The sequence below is a fragment of the Microbacterium resistens NBRC 103078 genome, assembly GCF_001552355.1.
Lineage (GTDB): Bacteria > Actinomycetota > Actinomycetes > Actinomycetales > Microbacteriaceae > Microbacterium > Microbacterium resistens.
This window is the reverse complement of record NZ_BCRA01000097.1, coordinates 1-19100: the sequence shown is the minus strand read 5'-3', so window position 1 is coordinate 19100 and position 19100 is coordinate 1. Positions and strand designations below refer to the sequence as shown.

20 protein-coding genes, 1 tRNA gene and 2 pseudogenes are annotated in these 19100 nt (G+C 70.8%); 11 read left to right on the top strand and 12 right to left on the bottom strand.

The features are described 5' to 3' along the window. Positions 1-512: pseudogene (locus tag MR1_RS14935) on the bottom strand (hypothetical protein); the annotation flags it as partial. A gap of 147 nt (positions 513-659) precedes the next feature. Between MR1_RS14935 and MR1_RS14930 the strand changes: the two are divergent. Further along, entirely contained in the window at positions 660-2045 is a 1386-nt protein-coding gene (locus MR1_RS14930; protein WP_067248585.1) for an MFS transporter, read from the top strand. A gap of 9 nt (positions 2046-2054) precedes the next feature. Here MR1_RS14930 and MR1_RS14925 read toward each other — a convergent pair whose 3' ends face one another. Further along, complete coding sequence (locus MR1_RS14925) at positions 2055-2696, bottom strand: GNAT family N-acetyltransferase (RefSeq protein WP_067248582.1); 642 nt, start codon at positions 2694-2696, stop codon at positions 2055-2057. A gap of 21 nt (positions 2697-2717) precedes the next feature. Then, positions 2718-3605, bottom strand: coding sequence for a UTP--glucose-1-phosphate uridylyltransferase GalU (gene galU, locus MR1_RS14920; protein ID WP_067248579.1), 888 nt, complete (start codon positions 3603-3605; stop codon positions 2718-2720). A gap of 41 nt (positions 3606-3646) precedes the next feature. Here galU and MR1_RS14915 point away from each other — a divergent pair, with 41 nt between their 5' ends. Genes MR1_RS14915 through mscL form a run of 3 tightly spaced genes read left to right on the top strand, consistent with a single transcriptional unit; the run spans position 3647 to position 4981 of the window. After that, positions 3647-4243, top strand: coding sequence for a 5-formyltetrahydrofolate cyclo-ligase (locus tag MR1_RS14915; protein ID WP_067248577.1), 597 nt, complete (start codon positions 3647-3649; stop codon positions 4241-4243). 29 nt (positions 4244-4272) lie between these two features. After that, positions 4273-4548 (top strand): FmdB family zinc ribbon protein, encoded by a 276-nt coding sequence (locus MR1_RS14910; RefSeq protein WP_067248574.1) that lies wholly within the window; start codon positions 4273-4275, stop codon positions 4546-4548. Positions 4549-4570: 22 nt separating this feature from the next. Then, the gene (gene mscL / locus MR1_RS14905; protein WP_067248570.1) at positions 4571-4981 is read left to right on the top strand and encodes a large conductance mechanosensitive channel protein MscL; all 411 of its coding nucleotides are present in this window, start codon (positions 4571-4573) and stop codon (positions 4979-4981) included. A gap of 162 nt (positions 4982-5143) precedes the next feature. On the opposite strand, the gene MR1_RS14900 is transcribed toward mscL, so the two are convergent. Further along, the gene (locus tag MR1_RS14900; RefSeq protein WP_067248567.1) at positions 5144-5386 is read right to left on the bottom strand and encodes a hypothetical protein; all 243 of its coding nucleotides are present in this window, start codon (positions 5384-5386) and stop codon (positions 5144-5146) included. Then, positions 5383-9096: an ATP-binding protein gene (locus MR1_RS14895; RefSeq protein ID WP_067248563.1), complete on the bottom strand. Its 3714-nt coding sequence runs from the start codon at positions 9094-9096 to the stop codon at positions 5383-5385. Before MR1_RS14895 ends, MR1_RS14900 begins: the two co-directional genes overlap by 4 nt. A gap of 159 nt (positions 9097-9255) precedes the next feature. On the opposite strand from MR1_RS14895, the gene MR1_RS14890 reads away from it, so the two are divergent. Continuing rightward, the gene (locus tag MR1_RS14890; RefSeq protein WP_067248560.1) at positions 9256-9789 is read left to right on the top strand and encodes a methylated-DNA--[protein]-cysteine S-methyltransferase; all 534 of its coding nucleotides are present in this window, start codon (positions 9256-9258) and stop codon (positions 9787-9789) included. Positions 9790-9849: 60 nt separating this feature from the next. Here the strand turns inward: MR1_RS14890 and MR1_RS14885 are convergent, their stop codons facing one another. Together MR1_RS14885 and MR1_RS14880 are read right to left on the bottom strand one after the other, a co-directional pair. Further along, a complete protein-coding gene (locus MR1_RS14885; RefSeq protein ID WP_067248557.1) occupies positions 9850-11487 on the bottom strand; it encodes a solute symporter family protein in 1638 nt (545 codons plus the stop codon). Beyond that, a complete protein-coding gene (locus tag MR1_RS14880; protein WP_067248554.1) occupies positions 11484-11831 on the bottom strand; it encodes a DUF485 domain-containing protein in 348 nt (115 codons plus the stop codon). The genes MR1_RS14885 and MR1_RS14880 overlap by 4 nt, the downstream gene beginning before the upstream one ends. Before the next feature lie 117 nt (positions 11832-11948). On the opposite strand from MR1_RS14880, the gene MR1_RS14875 reads away from it, so the two are divergent. From MR1_RS14875 to MR1_RS14865, 3 genes are all read left to right on the top strand, one after another. Beyond that, a complete protein-coding gene (locus tag MR1_RS14875; RefSeq protein WP_067248550.1) occupies positions 11949-12812 on the top strand; it encodes a LuxR C-terminal-related transcriptional regulator in 864 nt (287 codons plus the stop codon). A gap of 135 nt (positions 12813-12947) precedes the next feature. Further along, a complete protein-coding gene (locus MR1_RS14870; protein ID WP_067248546.1) occupies positions 12948-13301 on the top strand; it encodes a histone-like nucleoid-structuring protein Lsr2 in 354 nt (117 codons plus the stop codon). 47 nt (positions 13302-13348) lie between these two features. Continuing rightward, a tRNA-Arg gene (locus tag MR1_RS14865) sits at positions 13349-13422 on the top strand. An 83-nt stretch (positions 13423-13505) separates the two neighbouring features. Here the strand turns inward: MR1_RS14865 and MR1_RS14860 are convergent. From MR1_RS14860 to MR1_RS14850, 3 genes are all read right to left on the bottom strand, one after another. Further along, complete coding sequence (locus MR1_RS14860) at positions 13506-14003, bottom strand: HNH endonuclease (protein ID WP_067248542.1); 498 nt, start codon at positions 14001-14003, stop codon at positions 13506-13508. Positions 14004-14301: 298 nt separating this feature from the next. Beyond that, positions 14302-15165, bottom strand: coding sequence for a M23 family metallopeptidase (locus MR1_RS14855; RefSeq protein WP_067248539.1), 864 nt, complete (start codon positions 15163-15165; stop codon positions 14302-14304). A 276-nt stretch (positions 15166-15441) separates the two neighbouring features. Next, entirely contained in the window at positions 15442-16134 is a 693-nt protein-coding gene (locus MR1_RS14850) for a metal-dependent transcriptional regulator (protein ID WP_067248535.1), read from the bottom strand. Between the two features lie 125 nt (positions 16135-16259). Here MR1_RS14850 and serC point away from each other — a divergent pair, with 125 nt between their 5' ends. Beyond that, positions 16260-17366 carry a phosphoserine transaminase gene (gene serC / locus MR1_RS14845; protein ID WP_067248530.1) on the top strand — a complete coding sequence of 369 codons (1107 nt, stop codon included), beginning with the start codon at positions 16260-16262 and terminating at the stop codon, positions 17364-17366. Between the two features lie 73 nt (positions 17367-17439). On the opposite strand, the gene MR1_RS14840 is transcribed toward serC, so the two are convergent. Together MR1_RS14840 and MR1_RS14835 are read right to left on the bottom strand one after the other, a co-directional pair. Then, entirely contained in the window at positions 17440-18069 is a 630-nt protein-coding gene (locus MR1_RS14840; RefSeq protein WP_067248526.1) for a DUF3027 domain-containing protein, read from the bottom strand. Continuing rightward, positions 18053-18433 carry a cold-shock protein gene (locus tag MR1_RS14835; RefSeq protein WP_067248523.1) on the bottom strand — a complete coding sequence of 127 codons (381 nt, stop codon included), beginning with the start codon at positions 18431-18433 and terminating at the stop codon, positions 18053-18055. The genes MR1_RS14840 and MR1_RS14835 overlap by 17 nt, the downstream gene beginning before the upstream one ends. 115 nt (positions 18434-18548) lie before the next feature. Between MR1_RS14835 and MR1_RS14830 the strand changes: the two genes are divergently transcribed. Together MR1_RS14830 and MR1_RS14825 are read left to right on the top strand one after the other, a co-directional pair. After that, positions 18549-18824 carry a multidrug ABC transporter ATPase gene (locus MR1_RS14830; RefSeq protein WP_067248519.1) on the top strand — a complete coding sequence of 92 codons (276 nt, stop codon included), beginning with the start codon at positions 18549-18551 and terminating at the stop codon, positions 18822-18824. A 20-nt stretch (positions 18825-18844) separates the two neighbouring features. Further along, a pseudogene (locus MR1_RS14825) lies at positions 18845-19100 on the top strand (helicase-associated domain-containing protein); the annotation flags it as partial.

The window sequence follows — 19100 nt, the reverse complement described above, 5'->3', positions numbered from 1 at the left end:
CGACGCGCCGCGCGGGCGGACACCACGGCGATCCGCTGCAGCGTCAGGAGGGCGAGCACGGTCAGGGCCCCGCCGATCCACAGCAGCGTCGCGGAGCCCACCGTCAGCTGCACCCACACCCCGGCGCCGACGGTCGCGAGGCCGACCGACAGCAGCGCCGTGGTCGTGATGCGCACGCGCCGGCGGGCACGGGCCTGCCGGAACACCGGATCCGCGCGGGTCGCGGCGAGCTCCTGCCGCAGGCGCTCGAGCTCGGCGGCCTCGCGCTCGGACTGCAGGCGCTTGGCCAGACGCTGCTGGGCGAGGGCCGTGCGGGCGTTGAGCTCGAGGCGCACCTCCTCGGGCGTCTCGCTCGTCTCGGCGAGCACGCGCAGCGCGCGGTTCAGGCGGACGGCGTTGCGCTCGGCGGCCTCGTACTGGTGACGGCCCCGCCAGGAGGGAAGGAAGTACAGCAGCCAGAGCAGCACGGAGACGAGGACGATCACGCCCCCACTCAGCACCGGCCCGTCCATGGTGTCCACGGTAGGCGACGCGCCACCGCGCCCCCGGCTACCGCACGCGCGTGTCGCGTCGCGCCGGGCGTGTCCTCGACCCCGGCGCCGCCGTCCTCGGTTCCCCCGGCCCGAGCCGATGTCGCCGCACGGGAGTAGGGTCGGCACGTGACGCCGTTCACCCGTTCGCAGAAGCTCGTGATCGCCATCGCGATCCTCGCGTCGTTCGTCACGTTCCTGGACGGCACGGTGGTCACGGTGGCGCTCCCGGCCATCAGCCGTGAGCTCGGCGGCGGCATCACGACCCAGCAATGGGTCGTGGACGCCTATCTCATCACCCTGAGCGCGCTGATCCTGCTCGCCGGATCCGTCTCCGATGCGTACGGACGGGTGCTGGTGATGCGGATCGGCCTGATCGGGTTCGGCATCGCCTCCGTCGCGGTGGCCGCCGCGCCCGACCCGCTGGTGCTCATCCTGGCGCGGGCCCTCCAGGGCGCTGCGGGTGCTCTCCTCGTCCCCAGCTCGCTCGCCCTCATCACGTCGTCTCTGCGCGGTGCGAGCCAGGGCCGAGCCATCGGGATCTGGACCGCGTTCACGACGGCGGCCCAGCTGGTCGGCCCGCTCCTGGGCGGTGTGTTCGTCGACCTCCTCAGCTGGCGGCTGGTCTTCCTCATCAACGTGCTCCCGATCGGGATCACCCTCTCCCTCCTGGCCCGACTGGAGCTGCCGGAGCACCCGCGCGGGGCTCGCGTGGACTGGTGGAGCGGCGCGCTGTGCGCACTGGGGCTCGGCGGCGTGGTCTTCGCGCTCATCGAGCAGCCGAATCTCGGGTGGTCCTCTCCGGCGATCTGGGGGACCGGCATCGGCGGCGCAGCCCTCCTGACGCTGTTCCTGTGGCGCCAGCGCGGGGACCAGGCGCTCATGCCGCTGACGCTGTTCCGGGTCCGCAACTTCGGGTGGGGGAACGTCGCGACGCTGTTCGTCTATGCGGCCCTGTCGCTGAACGGCTTCGTGATCGGCGTGTATCTGCAGCAGGGCGCCGGACTGTCGGCGACCGCGGCCGGACTCGCCAGCCTGCCCATGACGATCCTGATGATCCTGATCAGCTCCCAGGCGGGGTCCTGGTCCGCGCGGCTCGGCCCGCGCCTGTTCATGACGGTCGGACCCTTCGTCATAGCCGCAGGAGCGCTCCTCCTGCTGACTGTGGCGGCGGAGTTCAGCTATTGGTGGCAGGTGCTGCCCGCCATGATCGTGATGGGGCTGGGACTGGCTCTCACCGTCGCCCCGCTGACCTCCGCGATCCTCGGCGCGATCGACGAGCGCCGCTCGGGGATCGCCTCCGCCGTGAACAACGCCGTCTCCCGCGTCGCCGGCCTCCTGGTGGTCGCGATGCTCTCCACCATCGTCGGCGGGACGCTCGACCTCGGGGGCTTCCACAGCGCGGCCTGGGTCACGGCCGCGCTCATGGTGCTCGGCGGCGTCGTGTCCTGGATCGGGATCCGCACCGCGGCGCCGGAATCGGCGACCGATGAGGAGCAGGGCGCCCGGCCGTAAGACGGCTCGTCAGCCGGGCAGGTCCACCGGCGGAAGGTCCGCCGGCGGGACGGCGGAGGCCTCGACGGGGACCCGGCCGCCCACCCAACGGGCCAGCACGCCCTCGGGGACGTCCTCCTGCACGAGCGCGAAGCAGAGGTGGTCGCGCCAGTCGCCGTCGATGTGGATGTAGCGGCGGCGTCGTCCCTCGTAGCGGAAGCCGAGCTTCTGCACGACACGGATGCTGGCGCGGTTCTCCGGTCGGATGCAGATCTCGATCCGGTGCAGCCCCAGCTCGCCGAAACAGAGGTCGGTCGCGAGCGCGACCGCGGTCGGGGTGATGCCCTTGCCGGCGAAGCGCTCGCTGACCCAGTAGCCGATGGTGGCCGAGCAGAGCGAACCCCGCATGACGCCCCACACGTTCAGCTGGCCGGCCACGTCGCCGTCGTACTCCATGACGAACGGATAGCCCCCGCCGTCGCGGTACTGCTGGAGCAGACGGCGGATGCTCACCCGCATGTCGAACCCCACCGCCGCCCCCGGCAGCGTCGCCTCCCAGCGCTGCAGCCAGTCGCGGTTGGTCAGCAGCTCGTGCTGGAGGACGCGGGCATCACGCGGGCGCACGAGCCGGATCTCCACCGGCCCGTGCTTCCTCGCGACGCTCGCATCCACGTGCCGCTCCCGGGGTCCGCCTCAAAGGCGCTCCGCGAACTCCTTCAGCCACGGACGGAGATCCGTCCCCAGGTCGTCGCGGTCGGAGGCGAGCTGCACGATCGCCTTGATGTAGTCCAGGCGGTCGCCGGTGTCGTAGCGGCGTCCGCCGAACACGACGCCGTACACGCCGGGGCCGGCGGGGTCCGCGGCGAGTTCCTGCAGAGCGTCGGTGAGCTGGATCTCGCCGCCCTTGCCGGGCTGGGTGCGCTCGAGGATCTCGAACACCGACGCCGGCAGCACGTAGCGGCCGATCACGGCGAGGTTGGACGGGGCGTCCTCGGCGGCGGGCTTCTCGACGAGTCCGGTGACCTTCACCGTGCCGCCCTCCCCCTCGCCGTCCACGGCGGCGACGCCGTACATGTGGATGTGCTCCGGGTCGACCTCCATGAGGGCGATGACCGCCGCCCCGGTGCGCTCGTGCACCTCGATCATGTCCGTCAGCAGCGGATCGCGCTCATCGATGAGGTCGTCGCCGAGCAGGACGGCGAACGAGCTGTCCCCGACGTGCGTGCGCGCGCGCAGCACAGCGTGCCCGAGGCCCTTGGGCTCGCCCTGCCGGACGAAGTGGATGTCGGCCAGGTCGCTGGACTTCATCACGCGCTCGAGGCGACCCGTGTCGCCCTTCTCCATCAGCTTGACCTCGAGCTCCGGGACGGAGTCGAAGTGGTTGGAGATCGCGTTCTTGTTGCGTCCGATGATGACGAGGATGTCGTCGATGCCCGCGTCCGCGGCCTCCTCGACGACGTACTGGATGGCCGGCTTGTCGACGACGGGCAGCATCTCCTTCGGCATCGCCTTCGTGGCCGGGAGGAACCGCGTTCCCAGCCCAGCGGCGGGGATCACGGCCTTGATGTGTGGTTTCGCCATTTCTCCAGCTTAGCCCGGGGTGCCCCCGTACAATCGGAGCCATGTCCGACGAGACCGATCACGCCAAGCGCGCCCTGCGGGCCGAACTGCGTGAGCGTCGTCAGCTGCTCACGCAGGCGCAGCGCGAGCAGGCCGCCGAGGGGATCGCCCACCAGCTCGACGCGCTCGTCGCACAGCTCGACGCGCGATCGATCTCCTGCTTCCTCGCGACCACCACGGAACCGGGCACGCAGTCGTTCATCCGCGACGCGATGGCACGCGGCATCCGCGTCCTTCTCCCCATCACGCGCGCGGACGGCCTCCTCGACTGGGCCGTCGCGAACGACTCGGACGAGGTGGGCATCGGCCTGTACGGTCTCCCGGAGCCGACCGGCGAGGTCCTCGGCCCGATCGCCGTGAACGACGTCGACCTCATGATCATCCCGGCGGCGGCGGTCGACTCCTCCGGCACCCGCCTCGGCTGGGGCCGCGGCTACTTCGACAAGACCATCGGGTCGATGGAGAAGTGCCCGCCCGTCTACGCCGTGGTCTACGACTCGGAGGTCCTCGACGAGGTCCCCCGCGAACTCCACGACCAGCCCGTCACCGGGGTGGTCACCCCCACCCGAACACTGGTCCTGTCGCCCGATCGGCGCTGACCATCCCCATCCCTTCTCCACGAGGACACATGCCCACCTACTCCTACGCCTGCACCGCGTGCGGCCACCGCTTCGACGCCGTCCAGTCCTTCTCCGACGCCGCGCTCACCGAGTGCCCCGAGTGCCGGGGCCGTCTCCGCAAGGAGTACGGATCCATCGGCGTGACGTTCAACGGATCCGGCTTCTATCGCACGGATTCGCGTGGCGCTGGTGGCGAGAAGGCCTCCTCTTCGGCATCATCGAAGACGGATTCGACGACGAGCGCCAGCCCGGCGCCTGCATCGGCTCCAGCCTCGACATCCTGAGGCCGATACAAGGGGGGAATCCATGATCCAGGGATTCAAAGACTTCATCCTGCGCGGGAACGTCATCGACCTCGCTGTCGCCGTGGTCATCGGCGCGGCGTTCTCGAAGATCATCGACGTGATCGTCACGGCTCTGATCAACCCGCTCATCGCGCTGTTCTTCAACGCGGACAGCCTGGACACCGCACTCCAGCTCCAGGTGCCGACGCTGCTGGGCGGAACCAGCACCTTCGCCTTCGGCGCGATCCTCGGGGCGGTCATCAACTTCCTCGCGGTGGCGCTCATCGTCTACCTCGTGTTCGTCATGCCGATGAACAAGTTCAAGGAGCGCCAGGCGGCGAAGGCCGGCGTCTCCGAGGAAGAGGCCGAGCTCACGGAGCAGCAGCTGCTCGTGCAGATCCGCGATCTGCTGGAGAAGCAGCAGATCAAGTAACCCGCCGTGGCGATCGCGAGCCCCTGTTCCCCCGCGGAGCAGGGGCTCGTTCCACGTCGCACCCCACCCGGTCGAGCGAGCGCAGCGAGACGAAACGCCCCCGGCTACCGGTCGTTGAGCGAGCGCAGCGAGACGAAACGCCCCCACCCCGCGAAGCGCCGCTCAGTAGTGCGGCGGGACGTCGCGGCGCAGTCGGTCGTCGTTCGGCCCCGACGGGCCGGCCGCCCCGGTCTCCCGGTCGCGGGCATCGGGCTCCGCGTGGGTCCCCGGCGCCGGCGTCAGCCGTGCCCGACGCGCGCCCCGCACACGCACGATGCGCTGGCGCCCGCCGTCAGGGCTCGACGGAACGCTCCCGGCGGGCGGCTCGACGGAATCGTCCCCGGGTTCGGGGCCGGACCCGGTCATCGGTCGTGGGAGTCGACGTCCAGGGGCTGGGTGTCGCCGTCGACCCGCGGCGCGTCGTCGGTGATCCCGAGCACCGTCGCGATCCTGCGGGCGACGGAGGCCGGATCGCTGTACAGGTCGAACGCATGGACCCGGATGTAGTGCCAGCCGAGGCGACGCAGGACCTGCGGACGCAGTCGCAACGACTCGCGCAGGGACTCGTTGCGCGACTCCGGGTCGGATTCGATCACGACGGCCTTGCCCTGATGCTGGGCGACGAGCGGGAGCAGACCGCGGTAGTCCACGTCCACGGAGGCGCCGAGGCGCCGCAGCTCCCGTGCGAGGGCGAGCGTGAGCGGGTCGGCGAGGTCTTCGAGACGCTCCTCGCGGCGGTGCGCGGCGAGCCCGCCGAGGATGGACATCAGGGTCGCGGCCCCGTGCTCGAGTCGTCCGTCATCGAAGGACGAGGGACGGATCGAGGACACGATCACCATCGACCGCCGCGCCCGCGTCATCCCGACCGTAAGCAGCCGCTCCCCGTCCGGCGTGGAGAGGTCGCCGAAGTCGCTGAGGACCCGGCCGTGCTTGGTCAGCCCGAAGCCGAGCGAGAAGACGACCCGGTCGCGACTCTCCGCGACCGACTCCTCGAGCGTCAGCACGGCGAACGGCTCGGCGGTGTCGCGTCCGACGAAGTCCGCCACGTCGCTGCGCCCCGCGAAGGCGGCCGTGACGGCGGCGCGGACGCGCTCCGCGTGCCGACGGCTGGCCGTGACGACCATGAGCGACTCGGTCGGCCGGTGCACGGCGTGCTCGACGACGAGCGTCACCACCCGGGCGACCTCGGCATCCGGGCTCTCCACGGCCCCGGAGACCGGATCCGGCGTGCCGATCCCGCCCTCGACGTAGTCGACGGCCAGGCTCCCGCGTCCGAGATACGATCCCGCCCACGGCAGGGACACGATCTCCCCGCCGTAGAAGGCGTCGTTGATCAGTTCGGCGAGGTCCTCTCCCCCGGCCCGGTAGCTCCGCGTCAGCGTCACCACGGGCAGGAGCTCGGCGAGCCTCTCGAACGCGGACACGGTGTCGAAGTCGTGCTCCTCCTCGTGGTCCGGCGTCGGCACGGTCGCCACGGTGAAGGGAGTGGGCTTCTGCGTCACCGGATCGCCGAACGCCACCACCTGGCGGGCACGACGGATCGCCGGGGTCGCCTCGGCGAGGTTGATCGCGGCGGCGTCGACGAGCAGGACGGAGTCGAACACGACGCCGTCGGGGATGTCGGGCACCTGGTAGGGAGACGCGATCCAGACCGGCGCCAGCACGCGGAGCAGGGCGGGGGCTGCGGCGGCGAGCTCGGCCGGGGTCGTGCGCCCCTGTGTGAGCGCCTGACGGAGGTTGCGCGCCTCCTCGGCCTCGTCGACGATCGCGATGCGCCACTGTCCGGCCATCTGCCAGGCCAGCAACGGCCCCGAGGCGGCGGCATGAGCCTCGTCCACCAGCCGGAAGTCCCGCTCCAGACGATCCAAGACGGCGGTGTTCGCGCCGAGGAGCGATCGGTTCTGCTGCAGTGCGCGCTCGAGCAGGGACTGCCACCACGCGTACTCCAGCTCGTCGCCGACCCGCTCCTCCGACAGGTGCCGGACCGACAGGTCGATCAGCAGCGGCTCGAGGCCGAGCCCCGCCAGCTCGTCGCGGATCTGTGCCCGCTCGACGAGGTTGTCGAACACGTCGGACTTGGCGGCGAGTCCGGCGAGCGTGCGCAGCAGCCGGTCCACCGGGAGCGTCGAGAGGCGCTCCTTGCGCCCCAGGGCGGCGTCCAGCTCACCGAGCTCCGCCTCCACCCGCTGCCACGCCACGGCCACGTCGGCGAGTCCGAGCGGCACCTCGGGGGCCACGCCGGCGTCGACGTAGTGCTGCCACTGCGTCCGCTGGGACTGGATCCGCACGAGCGCCTCGTGCATGTCGCTGACGTGCGCGCCGGGACGGACGTACTCCTTGGCCAGCCGCCGCAGCCGGCGCCGATTGGCGGACGACAGCGCCGCTGCATCCCGGCGGGTGCCGTGCGCCTTGATCAGCTCGCCCAGCGGTCGCTCGAACACGGTCGGGCGGAAGCGGTCGAGGGAGTCGCGGATCCCCTGCAGGAGACGCAGGTACTCGCCGAGCTCCTCGATCGTCGCGAACGGGCGCATGCGCGTCTGCGCCACGAGCTCGTAGCCCCGCTCCAGCAGCGCGGGCACGCTCTTGGCGTGCAGGCGCTCGGCGAGGGCGTGCGCCTCGTGCGCCGCCTCCGTCGACGAGAACGACACGCCGTACCACGGGGAGTCGTTCGGACCGAAGCGGAACTCCCCCAGCCGTGCGGCGGTCGCCAGCAGCGCGGCGGCCCGCGACCGGTCGCCGGCGAGCTTTTCCAGCGCCGGACGGTCCAGGCGGGCAGTCGTGGACGGCGGCGTCGGCAGGGAGGCGAGTCGGGTCAGCACCCGGACCGCGTCGAGGACCGACGCGCCGAGACCCGGATCCTTGTCCGTCAGCGCGCCGCGGTAGTCGCGCAGCACGGTTCGCAGCCGGACCAGGGCGTCGTCGATCTCGGCGAGCTTGGGAGCGGCGGCCTTCTCGTTCCGGCCGATCGCCCGGACGAGGTCGCGGCGCACCGTCGCCGGGGAGACGGCGAACCCGTCGAGGCCGATCCCGCTCAGCCGGTGCCGGACCCCGTCGAGCGTGGACCGGCGCGCGGAGACGATGAGCACCCGCTTGCCCGCACGCACCAGCTCGCCGATCGCGTTGATGACGGTCTGCGTGCCGCCGGTGCCCGGCAGAGTCGCGACCGACAGCGAGTGGCCGGCGGCGATGCGCGCCAGCACCGCCTCCTGCTCGGAGTCGGCGTCCAGGAGCAGGTTGTCGGAGGCGGGGGCGCGCTCGTCCGGTCCCGTGATGGTCGGGAGCGCCCGGCGGACGGTCACGGTCTCGCGATCCGCGACATGCCCGGCGAGCGCGTTCAGCAGCGTGTTGTCCAGGTCGTGCGCGTCGCGCGCCATCCCGGCGCCGACGTCGGCGAAGGTCGACACGACCAGGCGCGGCAGGACCGAGAACGTGTCGATCGTCGCCGTGGCCGCGCGCAGCCGGTCGATCGCCGGCTGCGGCTTGAACACCCCGCCGTCGTAGGCGAGGGCGGCGAGCGCGTCCGCGTCGATCGTGATGCCGAAGTGGTCGTGGGCCACCCGGATCAGCTCCGGGTTGACGAAGAAGCCGCCGTGCAGCTTCAGCTCGAAGTCCGCGTGGTGCCGTCGGATCGCGAGCGGGCGCAGGAGGACGGGCGCCGCGTAGTCCTTGCCGCCGATGCGCCACGTGGCCAGTCCCACGGCGAGGTGGACCGCGTCGATGCCGCGCACCGTCCGCAGCTCCGTGTTCTTCGCCGTGATCCGCTCGGCCGCCAGGCGTGCCGTGCGCAGCCCGACCTCGTCGCGGAAGAGGTTCGACAGCAGGGTCGATCGCCCCGTGATGAACTGCGGGAGGCTCCCCGGGTGGGCGCGGGAGATGTCGATCCCCGCCTCGGGAACGTCGTGGAAGGAGGTGAGCGGGGACGGCCCCCCGAGCTGCGCGGCCTCGGCCCGCAGACGGGCGCGTTCGGCGTCGGCGGCGTGAGCGACGCTCACGCCGGGCTCGGAGACGCGGACGTCGCCGGGCGCCACGGAGCGCGGCTCCGCCGCCTCGGCGGTCTTTCCGTCACGTCGCCACACAAGAGAAGACTAGGCGCGCGAGGCGCGCGGGACCTGCAAGGGCGCCGAGTTTCACCGGATTGATCGGCCTCTTCCTCCACTGAAGACCGCTCCGACGAGCTTTCCCCCGTTCCCGGCTCTCGGCCGGGGTCCGGCCCCTCGGCGGGCGATGATGGGCGCATGAGCTTCCGATACGACTTCGCCGCCACTCCGTTCGGCGAGGCTCTGGCCGTGTACTCGGACCGGGGCCTCGTGAGCTTCGAGCTCCCCGACGCCGCCGAGCTCGAGGCCCCCTGGCTCCTGGAGGGCGTCAGCCGCCGCCTGCAGCGACTTCCCGATCACGATCCGGGCGCGGCCGAGGAGCTGCAGGACCTCCTCGACGCGTACTTCGAGGGAGAGGCGGTCCGCTTCGACGAGGAGATCGCCCTCGACTGGCGGCTGGCCGAGGGCTTCGCGCTCGATGCCCTGCACGCGATCTGCGAGATCCCCTGGGCCGAGACCGCCTCCTACGGAGAGGTCGCCGTGCACGCAGGCCGACCGCGCGCGGCGCGCGCGGTCGGCACCGCCTGCCGTCTCACGCCGTTCTCGATCGTCGTCCCGGTGCACCGCGTCGTCCGCGCGGACGGCAGCATCGGGCAGTACGGCGCGCACCCGGAGCGCAAGAGGTACCTCGTCGACCTGGAGGCGGACGCCGCCCGGCGCCGGACTCCGTGAGGACGCCGCGGCCCCGACGTGTAGGCCGTCGGGGCCGCGACGCGTGCACGGCGCGAGCGGCTAGTGGTCGACCGCCTTCTCCGCGCCGAATCCCGTGAGCGAGCGCACCTCCATCTCGGCGGCGAGACGCCGGTCCTCGCCGCGGTTGTCCCAGAGCGACCCGAGCCAGCCCAGCAGGAACCCGAGGGGGATCGAGATGATGCCCGGGTTGCTCAAGGGCCAGATCGCGAAGTCGGCGCCGGGGATCATCGATCCCTCGGTCCCGGAGACGACCGGCGAGAAGGCGATCAGGAGGATGGCCGAGCCCAGCCCGCCATACATGCTCCACACCGCCCCGCGGGTCGTGAACCTCTTCCAGAACAGGGAGTAGAGGATGGTCGGCAGGTTCGCGGAGGCGGCGATCGCGAAGGCGAGCGCCACGAGGAAGGCGATGTTCTGCCCGTTCGCGGCGATGCCTCCGGCGATGGCGAGGATCCCGATCACGATCACGGTGCGGCGCGCGACCCGCACCTCGCCGTTCGGATCGGCTGCCCCCTCACCGGCCGCATCGTCCTTGCCCCGCTTGACCACGTTCGCGTAGATGTCATGCGCGAACGACGCGGCCGCCGTGATCGTCAGTCCTGCGACCACCGCGAGGATCGTCGCGAACGCCACGGCGGAGATGAACCCCATCAGGATGGGCCCGCCCAGGTGCAGGGCGAGCAGCGGCGCCGCGGAATTCACCTTCCCCGGCGCGTTCACGATGGTCTCCGGCCCGACCAGCGCACCCGCGCCGTATCCGAGCACCAGCGTGAGCAGGTAGAAGAGCCCGATGAGCCAGATCGCCCACACGACCGACCGGCGCGCCTCCTTCGCCGTCGGCACGGTGTAGAAGCGCATCAGCACGTGCGGAAGGCCGGCCGTCCCGAGCACCAACGCGAGCCCGAGGGAGATGAAGTCCCACGGATTCGAGCCGTACTGGAGGCCGGGCCCGAGGATCGCGTCCTTCGGATCCGACACCGAGGCGGCCACCGCGCCCTCCAGGAGGGTGTTGAGGCTGAAGCCGTGGAGGGCCAGAACCCAGATGGTCATCACGACCGCACCGGCGATGAGCAGGAACGCCTTCACGATCTGGACCCAGGTCGTGCCCTTCATCCCGCCGATGAGCACGTACACGATCATCAGCGCGCCGACCACGGCGATGATGAGGGACTGGACGAGCTTGTCGTCGATGCCGAGCAGGAGCGCGACCAGCCCTCCCGCTCCCGCCATCTGCGCCAGCAGGTAGAAGAAGCACACGGCCAGGGTCGTCACCGCGGCCGCCATCCGCACGGGCCTCTGCCGGAGACGGAACGACAGCACGTCCGCCATGGTGAACTTCCCCGTGTTGCGCATGAGCTCGGCGACGAGCAGCAGCGCGACGAGCCAGGCGACGAGGAATCCGATCGAGTAGAGGAACCCGTCATAGCCGTTGACCGCGATGGCACCGCAGATGCCGAGGAACGACGCGGCGGAGAGGTAGTCCCCCGCGATCGCGAACCCGTTCTGCGGCCCGGTGAAGGAGCGCCCGGCGGCGTAGTAGTCGGCGGCCGTCTTGTTGTTCCGGCTGGCGCGGATCACGATGAACAGCGTGACGGCGACGAACGCCAGGAACACGGAGATGTTGAGGATCGGGTTGCTCTCGACGAGCGTCGCCCCGGTGGCCGCGGGAGCGCTCATGCGCCGGCCTCCGCCCGCTCGAGCGTCTCGCGCAGCGCCTCGGCCTGCGGATCGAGACGACGATTCGCGAATGCGACGTATCCCATCGTGATCGCGAATGTGGTCACGAACTGGCCGAGCCCGAACAGCAGGCCGACCGTGATATCCCCCCACACGCGCTGACTCATGAAGTCGGTCGCGAACGCCGCGAGGAAGACGTAAAGGAAGTACCACAGCAGGAATGCGATCGCCATCGGGAAGATGAACGAGCGCTGACTTCGCCGCAGTCTCTGGAATGGCTCCGACTCCTGAACGGCGATGTAGTCGATCGGGCCGTCGGGGCGTTGTCTGGTCGTATCGGTCATGAGGCCTCCTTGCCGCATGTCTGTCCGAATCCGCCCGCGCACCCTTGCCCCGGGCGGTGATAGCCTCGACGCTACGAAAGGCGGGGCACAGCGGTCACCCCCGAAAGTCGGTAGTCGATGAGCATCCAGCAGACAGCGGAGTCCGAGGTCGCTCTCATCGCGAACGCGGTGCGGGAGCTCGCCCGACGCACGGGTTTCCCGGTGGCCTTCGGCGGGCTGCTCGAAGACGGCGCCGTCAACGTCTCCTCGATCGTCGGCAACCGCACGCGGAGCCTGGAGGGCCTGCGCGTGCAGCCGCTGCGCGGGCTCGGCGGGCGCGCGATGATCGAGCTGCGCCCCCGCATGACGCACGACTACCGCTCCTCCCCGTTCATCACCCACGACTACGATGGGTATGTGCTGGGGGAAGGACTGCGCACCCTCCTGGCCGTTCCGGTTATCGTGGCCGGCCGCTCGCGCGGCGTGCTCTATGCCGGCGCCTGGGAGGAGAGCCCGGTCGGCGGGGTCACCACGGCCCCCGCCGTCCAGGTCGCGGAGTCCCTCGCCGGAGAGCTGCGCATCCGCGAGGAGGTGGAGCGCCGGCTCCGCGGGGACCTGTCCGGCACCGGTCGATCCGGCTTGACCGCTGCCGAGCGCGAGAGCCTGCGGGAGAGTTTCGGCGAGTTGAGGCAGATCGCCGCCGCGGTCGCCGACCCGTCCCTGCGCGACCGCATCAACGCGGTGGAGCGCCGGCTCATCGATCTGGCGGGTCTCGGCACGTCGCCGCCGACCTCCCCTGTCCCCGTGGTGCGCCTCTCCCCGCGGGAGACCGACGTGCTCGCGGGCGCGGCGCTCGGCTCCACGAATGCGGAGATCGCCGCGTCCCTGGGGCTGCGCGAGGCCACGGTGAAGGCCTATCTCGGCACGGCGATGGCGAAGCTGGACGCCTCGACCCGCCATGCCGCCGTGGCGCGTGCCCGACGCGCCGGCCTCCTGCCCTGATCGGATTCCGGGAAATGCCCTCCGCGCATTTTCCCGTTCCAGTGGGTGATGCTCATTTCCTGGAGTGCCGTCATGAAGTCGGAAACGACCGCGCGGCTCATTGCCTCGCCGAATGCGGAGCCTTAAAGTATGCGTATGGCACGCAAAATCATCCACCAGCTGGTCGACGATATCGACGGCACCGTCCTGGACGTCGGAGAAGGCGAGACCGTGCATTTCTCCGTCGACGGGAATGCTTACGAGATCGATCTGACCTCCGCCCACGCCGATGAGCTGCGCGCAGCTCTTCAGCCCTATGTCGACGCCGCTCGCCGCGCTCAGCGCAGCACCGGTGCTCGCGCCACCGGCCGGGGCGCGTCCGGGCGCCGCCCGAGCCGCAACCCGGAGACCGCGGTGATCCGCGCCTGGGCCGCGGAGAACGGCTTCACGGTCTCGGAGCGCGGCCGCGTCCCGTCCGAGATCCTGGCGGCGTACGAAGCCGCTCACTGACCGCACCCGACAACGACCTCCTGCTCCGGCACGTAGACTGAGACGGCGCCTTCGTAGCTCAGTCGGATAGAGCAGCCCTCTCCTAAAGGGCAGGTCGCAGGTTCGAATCCTGTCGAGGGCACGTCACGAGAAGAGCGGGCCGCCCGAAGGGTGGTCCGCTCTTCTCGTGCCTAGGATCGTGCGGGACCGCACGATCGCCGAGGCTCAGGCGGCGAGGCCGAGGTACGGCTCCCACTGGGGATCGCTGCGATCCGATCCCCGCACGGTCCACGCCGTCCCATGAGGCGGTCGTGGCGTGCACCGCAGTTCCCAGCCCATCTCCTGCGGAGTGCGGTCGCTCTTGACGTTGTTGCACCGCAGGCAGCACGCGACGAGGTTCTCCCACGAGTCGGCACCGCCGCGGGAGCGCGGCAGGATGTGGTCGATCGTGGCCGCGGGCTTGCCGCAGTATCCGCATCGATGAGCGTCTCGCCGCAGCACCCCGCGCCGGGTGACGGGGACGCGGCGTGCGTGCGGCATGCGCACGTACCGGCTCAGGATGATCACGGCGGGACGATCGAAACGCGATCGTGTGGTGAGGACGGGATCCTCCGGGACGATCTCCACGATCGAGGCCTTGTCGTTCATCACGAGGACGAGCGCGCGTCGGAAAGACACGATCGCGAGCGGCTCGTAACCGGCGTTCAGCACCAGAGTTCGCATCCTGCATCCCTTCGAATCCGCCGGGACGGCTTCCCGGCCTCTCGAGCGTGCGCAGGCGAAGACCCTCAGAACACGACGAAGGCGCTGTCCCTCACCGAGACAGCGCCTTTCTCACCGCGGCGGAACCGCGGGCGTCCTGCGGGAGATGCAGAAGGACCAGACGACCGAGCGCATCCGTGGTTCGGATGCTCGGTATTCGGTCCATCGGCTTTCCTCCGCCCTTGCGACGACGCGTTCAGGCTAACCCATACCGGCGTCACCGGGGCGAACGGAGGATGAACAGTCGATGCGTGTCGGCTCAGCCGGCGTTGGCCTCGAGCCAGCTCAGCGGGTCGACGAGCGAGCCGTTGATCTCGACCTCGAAGTGCAGGTGGGATCCGAAGGAGTTCCCCGTGTTGCCGACGTGGCCGATGAGCTGACCGGCGGTGACGGTCTGACCGGCCTCGACGACGCGGCCGCCGTAGACCATGTGCGCGTAGGTGGTCGACACCGAGCTGCCCCCGACGACCCCGTCGATGACGACGGCGTTGCCGTATCCGTAATAGCTGTCCTGTGCGACGCGCACCGTGCCGCTGGTGGCGGCGAAGATCGGCGTCCACTCCGGGGCCAGCATGTCCTGCCCCTGGTGGCCTCGACCGGCGCCGAGTCCCTCGCCGACGGTGAAGGAGCCGGGAGTCATCGACCAGCGCACCTCGCCGGAGCCGGGAGAGGTGAGACCGAGGTTCACGCCCGCGGGTGCTCCCCCGCCGCCGCCACCGCTGTTGCTCGCCTCGCGCGCCTTGCGCTCGGCTTCCTCGGCGGCGCGGAGGGCCGCGGCCTCCTCGGCCTTGCGCTTCTCGATCTCCTCCGGCGTCGTCGCGGTGAAGCCCTCGCGCCCGGCGGGGGCGTTGGTCGCCTCCGAGGCGACGACGAGCGACTGCGCGTTGTCGGCGGCGAGCTGGTGCATGGTCGTGGCGGCGCCGCTCTGGGCGCCGGATCCGGCGGCGAACGCCGGCAGGGCGATCGCCGTCACCAGGGCGCCGACCGCGCCGAAGATCGCGATCGAACGGATCGGGCGGATCGCACGCGGGGAGCTCTTGGCGGCCGTGGTCGCCGGTCGGGTACGGCGGGCGGGAGTCTGCTCGGTGTTCAGGTTGTCGGGCGTATCGATCTCTGCAGCCAAAGCTGTCCTCCAGGCCTCGCTGCGCGGAGCACGCATCGGCTCGTCGTCGTCGCTTCTCGGGGCACGTGTGAACTCGGGCACGATGTGCGTTCTTCTCCGTGGCGGCGACGAACCGATGAGGCTACCGTCACGGCGATCTCCGGCGGGCTTCTCGCCGGCGACGCAGTCGAGGTTACCGGAAGATAACGATTCTGTCACCCTGTGATCCTGGCAATCCGCCGAGGCCCGGTCACCGCGCGGAACCGGCTCGGGGAGAGGCCGGGGACCGCACCGGCGTCACGCGACGAGGAAGATGTGGGAGGCCAGCTCCACCGGCAGCTCGAGACCGTCGGAGCTCCCGTCCATCTCGATGAGCACGTAGCCCTCGTTGTAGCGGAAGCCGCCCCGTGCGCCGGGGACGACGCCGGCAGAGCGGAGCTGATCCAGCAGTTCCGGATCCACCTGCGCCGGCTCGGCAAGGCGACGGACGACGCCCTGGACCGGACCGCCCGTCGTGTTCAGGTGCTCGACGAGTCCGACCACGCCCTCGTCGAAGGTGCGGGCGGGGTCGCCGCCCAGCTGGTCGAGTCCCGGAATCGGGTTGCCGTAGGGCGATTCGGTCGGATGCCCGAGCAGCTCCACGAGACGCCGCTCGACCTGCTCGCTCATCACGTGCTCCCAGCGGCATGCCTCGTCGTGGACGTAGGCCCAGTCCAGGCCGATGACGTCGGAGAGCAGGCGCTCGGCGAGACGGTGCTTGCGCATGACGTCGACCGCCTTTCGACGCCCGGGCTCGGTCAGCTCCAGCCGGCGGTCCTCGGACACGACGACCAGCCCGTCGCGCTCCATCCGCCCCACCGTCTGGGACACCGTGGGGCCCGAGTGCCCGAGACGCTCCGAGATGCGGGCGCGCAGGGGGACGATGTTCTCCTCCTCGAGTTCGAGGATGGTGCGGAGATACATCTCGGTCGTGTCGATCAGATCGGTCATCGATCCCCCTTGTCGCTCTTCTTAGGCAAGCCTACATTCTGTGACCGACACGGGCTCGCCGGCGCCGGTCGTCACCGGCTGCAACACGGTCGGGGCTAAGCCGGACACGCCCCTAGAATCAACGCATGGCGATCGAGATCCCGCGTGAACTCCTGCCCGTCGACGGCCGATTCGGCTGCGGCCCCTCGAAGGTGCGCCCGGCGCAGATCGAGGCCCTCGCCGCCGCCGGCGCGAGCCTTCTGGGCACGTCCCATCGGCAGGCGCCGGTGAAGGGCCTGGTCCGCAGTGTCCGCGAGCAGCTGTCGGCGCTGCTGCGGCTGCCGGACGGATACGAGATCATCGTGGGCAACGGCGGCTCCACGGCCTTCTGGGACGCGGCCGCCTTCGGTCTGATCGAGAACCGCGCGCAGAACCTCGTCTTCGGTGAGTTCGGCGGAAAGTTCGCCAAGGCCGCCGCCGCCCCGTGGCTGCAGGCGCCCGACGTCCGCCAGGCGGAGCCGGGGACGCGCACCGAGGCCGAGATCGTCGACGGCGTCGACCTCTACGCATGGCCGCACAACGAGACCTCCACCGGCGTCGCCGCGCCCGTCCGCCGCGTCGCGGCCGAGGGCGCCCTCACCGTGATCGACGCCACCAGCGCCGCCGGCGGGATCGACGTGGACCTCGCCGAGGCCGACGTGTACTACTTCGCCCCGCAGAAGAATCTGGGATCCGACGGCGGGCTCTGGTTCGCGGCCGTCTCCCCGGCCGCCATCGACCGGATCGAGCGGATCGCGGCGTCGGGACGCTACATCCCCGAGTTCCTGAGCCTCAAGAACGCGTTGGACAACTCGCGGCTGGATCAGACCCTCAACACGCCCGCGCTCGCGACGCTGCACCTGCTGGACTCCCAGCTGCAGTGGATCAACGGCAACGGCGGCCTGACCTGGGCCGCAGCGCGCACGGCGGAGTCCTCGGGCGAGCTGTACGCGTGGGCCGAGGCCTCGCCGGTCGCGACGCCCTTCGTCCGTGCCGCCGAGGACCGCTCCCCCGTCGTCGTCACGATCGACTTCGCCGACGAGGTGGACGCCGCGGCGCTGGCGAAGACGCTCCGCGCCAACGGGATCGTGGACACCGAGCCGTATCGCAAGCTGGGGCGCAACCAGCTGCGGATCGCCACCTTCGTGTCGATCGAGCCGGAGGACGTGCGCCAGCTCATCCGCTCGATCGATCACGTGCTCGCGCACTCCTGAGCGCCGTTCCGCTCGGCAAGCAGTGAGGCCCCGCGTCCCGATCGGGACGCGGGGCCTCGCTCATGCGGACCGGCTACTCCTCCTCGGAGTCGCCCGCCTCGTCGCCCTGAGGGCCCTCGTCATCCTCGTCGTCGGCGGACTCGTCGAGCTCGTCGATGTCGACGCCGTCGACGTCGCCCGCGTGCAGACGCGGCGCCACCGCCTCCTCGTCCTCGTCCTCGTCCGAGTCGTCGTCGAACTCGTCCTCGTCCGAGTCGTCGTCGAACTCCTCCTCGTCGGCGGACTCCTCGTCGGCGTCCTCGTCGTCGAGGGCCTCGTCCTCGTCGAGATCCGCGCCCTCGTCCTCATCGTCTCCCTGCGCCGCCGCCTGCTCGGCCAGCTCGGCCTGGTGCGCGCGGTACTCGGCGAGACGCTCGGCCCACGGCACCCAGTCCGGCGCGATCAGCGCGCCGTCGCCGGGAAGCAGCTCGACCTCGAGGACGGTCGGCTCGGCGTCGTCCACGCGCGCAACGGTGACCGTCCAGTACCACCCGGGGTATCCGGCCAGGCGATTCTCGAACGTGAGAGAGACGGACCCGTCGGCCTCCACATGGTGGCCGGCGGGAGGGCCGACCGTGGATGCCGGCGTGATCTCATGCAGCGCGGCGAGGGCGAGATCCCTCGCATCGAGCAGGCGCTGGTCCGCCTCAGGCGTCGAGGTCATCGGCGACCTTGCGCAGGACGGCCGCGATCTTGCGGCCGTGGGAGGAGGAGGGGTAACGGCCACGACGCAGGTCGCCGCCGATGCCGTCGAGGAGCTTCACCAGATCCTCGACGATGATCGCCATGTCGTCCGCGGACTTCCGCTTCGCCTTGGCGAGGCTCACCGGAGCCTCGAGCACGCGCACCGACAGCGCCTGCGGACCGCGCTTGCCGTCGGCGAGACCGAACTCGACGCGGGATCCTGCCTTGATGGTGGCGCCGGCGGGGAGGGCCGTGGCGTGCAGGAAGACGTCCTGGCCGTCATCCGTGGAGATGAAGCCGAACCCCTTCTCGTCGTCGTAGAACCTGACCTTGCCGGTGGGCATGGGAGAACCTCGCTGATCGGTGGGACCGGATCGGCGGATCCGGCGTATGGGCGCGCGGACGGGACCTGTCCGCGCTCTCCAGCCTACCGGTCTCGGAGCGGGTAGGCTGAGACGGATGAGCACTTCCCCGCGCGCCGACGACGTCCCGGTCCGCGCCGTCGACCGCTTCCTCGCGTTCACCGCCCTGGGACTCGCCGCGGCCTCGATCCTGTGCTTCTTCGCAATCATCTTCGGCACCGCGTTCGGGATGTCGCAGGCCGACTTCGGCGGCGGGATCTGGCCGGTCGTCGCCGCGATCCCGCTGTGGGGCCTGCCGATCGCGCTATTGATGATCATCGCCCTGCTCGTCATGAACTTCGTGCGCAGAGGACGCGCGGCGCGGCGCTCCTGACGCCGCTGCCCGGCTCGACGATGAGCAGTCACGCACGCCCGCTCGCCGAAGCGCTCGCCGCCCGGTCCGACGACGAGGTGGCGGAGCTGTTCGCCCGCCGGGAGGTGCGGCCCGACGCGCCGTGGGAGGACTTCTTCGACGCGGCAGAGGCGCTGCTCGAGACCGCGTCGATCACACGGCTGCTGCCCCGCCTCTCCGCCGAGGAGGCGTACGCCCTCCTCGAGGCCGCCGCAGGGCGGGACGCAGGCGCCGCGCGCACCGGCCTCGAGGCGGCCG

Coding starts and splice junctions, on each gene's coding strand:
- mscL (WP_067248570.1), top strand. CDS start 4,571: ATGATCCAGGGATTCAAAGACTTCATCCTGCGCGGGAACGTCATCGAC.
- MR1_RS14910 (WP_067248574.1), top strand. CDS start 4,273: ATGCCCACCTACTCCTACGCCTGCACCGCGTGCGGCCACCGCTTCGAC.
- MR1_RS14850 (WP_067248535.1), bottom strand. CDS start 16,134: ATGACCGATCTGATCGACACGACCGAGATGTATCTCCGCACCATCCTC.
- MR1_RS14915 (WP_067248577.1), top strand. CDS start 3,647: ATGTCCGACGAGACCGATCACGCCAAGCGCGCCCTGCGGGCCGAACTG.
- MR1_RS14830 (WP_067248519.1), top strand. CDS start 18,549: ATGAGCACTTCCCCGCGCGCCGACGACGTCCCGGTCCGCGCCGTCGAC.
- MR1_RS14885 (WP_067248557.1), bottom strand. CDS start 11,487: ATGAGCGCTCCCGCGGCCACCGGGGCGACGCTCGTCGAGAGCAACCCG.
- MR1_RS14890 (WP_067248560.1), top strand. CDS start 9,256: ATGAGCTTCCGATACGACTTCGCCGCCACTCCGTTCGGCGAGGCTCTG.
- MR1_RS14875 (WP_067248550.1), top strand. CDS start 11,949: ATGAGCATCCAGCAGACAGCGGAGTCCGAGGTCGCTCTCATCGCGAAC.
- serC (WP_067248530.1), top strand. CDS start 16,260: ATGGCGATCGAGATCCCGCGTGAACTCCTGCCCGTCGACGGCCGATTC.
- MR1_RS14870 (WP_067248546.1), top strand. CDS start 12,948: ATGGCACGCAAAATCATCCACCAGCTGGTCGACGATATCGACGGCACC.
- MR1_RS14860 (WP_067248542.1), bottom strand. CDS start 14,003: ATGCGAACTCTGGTGCTGAACGCCGGTTACGAGCCGCTCGCGATCGTG.
- galU (WP_067248579.1), bottom strand. CDS start 3,605: ATGGCGAAACCACACATCAAGGCCGTGATCCCCGCCGCTGGGCTGGGA.
- MR1_RS14880 (WP_067248554.1), bottom strand. CDS start 11,831: ATGACCGATACGACCAGACAACGCCCCGACGGCCCGATCGACTACATC.
- MR1_RS14900 (WP_067248567.1), bottom strand. CDS start 5,386: ATGACCGGGTCCGGCCCCGAACCCGGGGACGATTCCGTCGAGCCGCCC.
- MR1_RS14835 (WP_067248523.1), bottom strand. CDS start 18,433: ATGCCCACCGGCAAGGTCAGGTTCTACGACGACGAGAAGGGGTTCGGC.
- MR1_RS14840 (WP_067248526.1), bottom strand. CDS start 18,069: ATGACCTCGACGCCTGAGGCGGACCAGCGCCTGCTCGATGCGAGGGAT.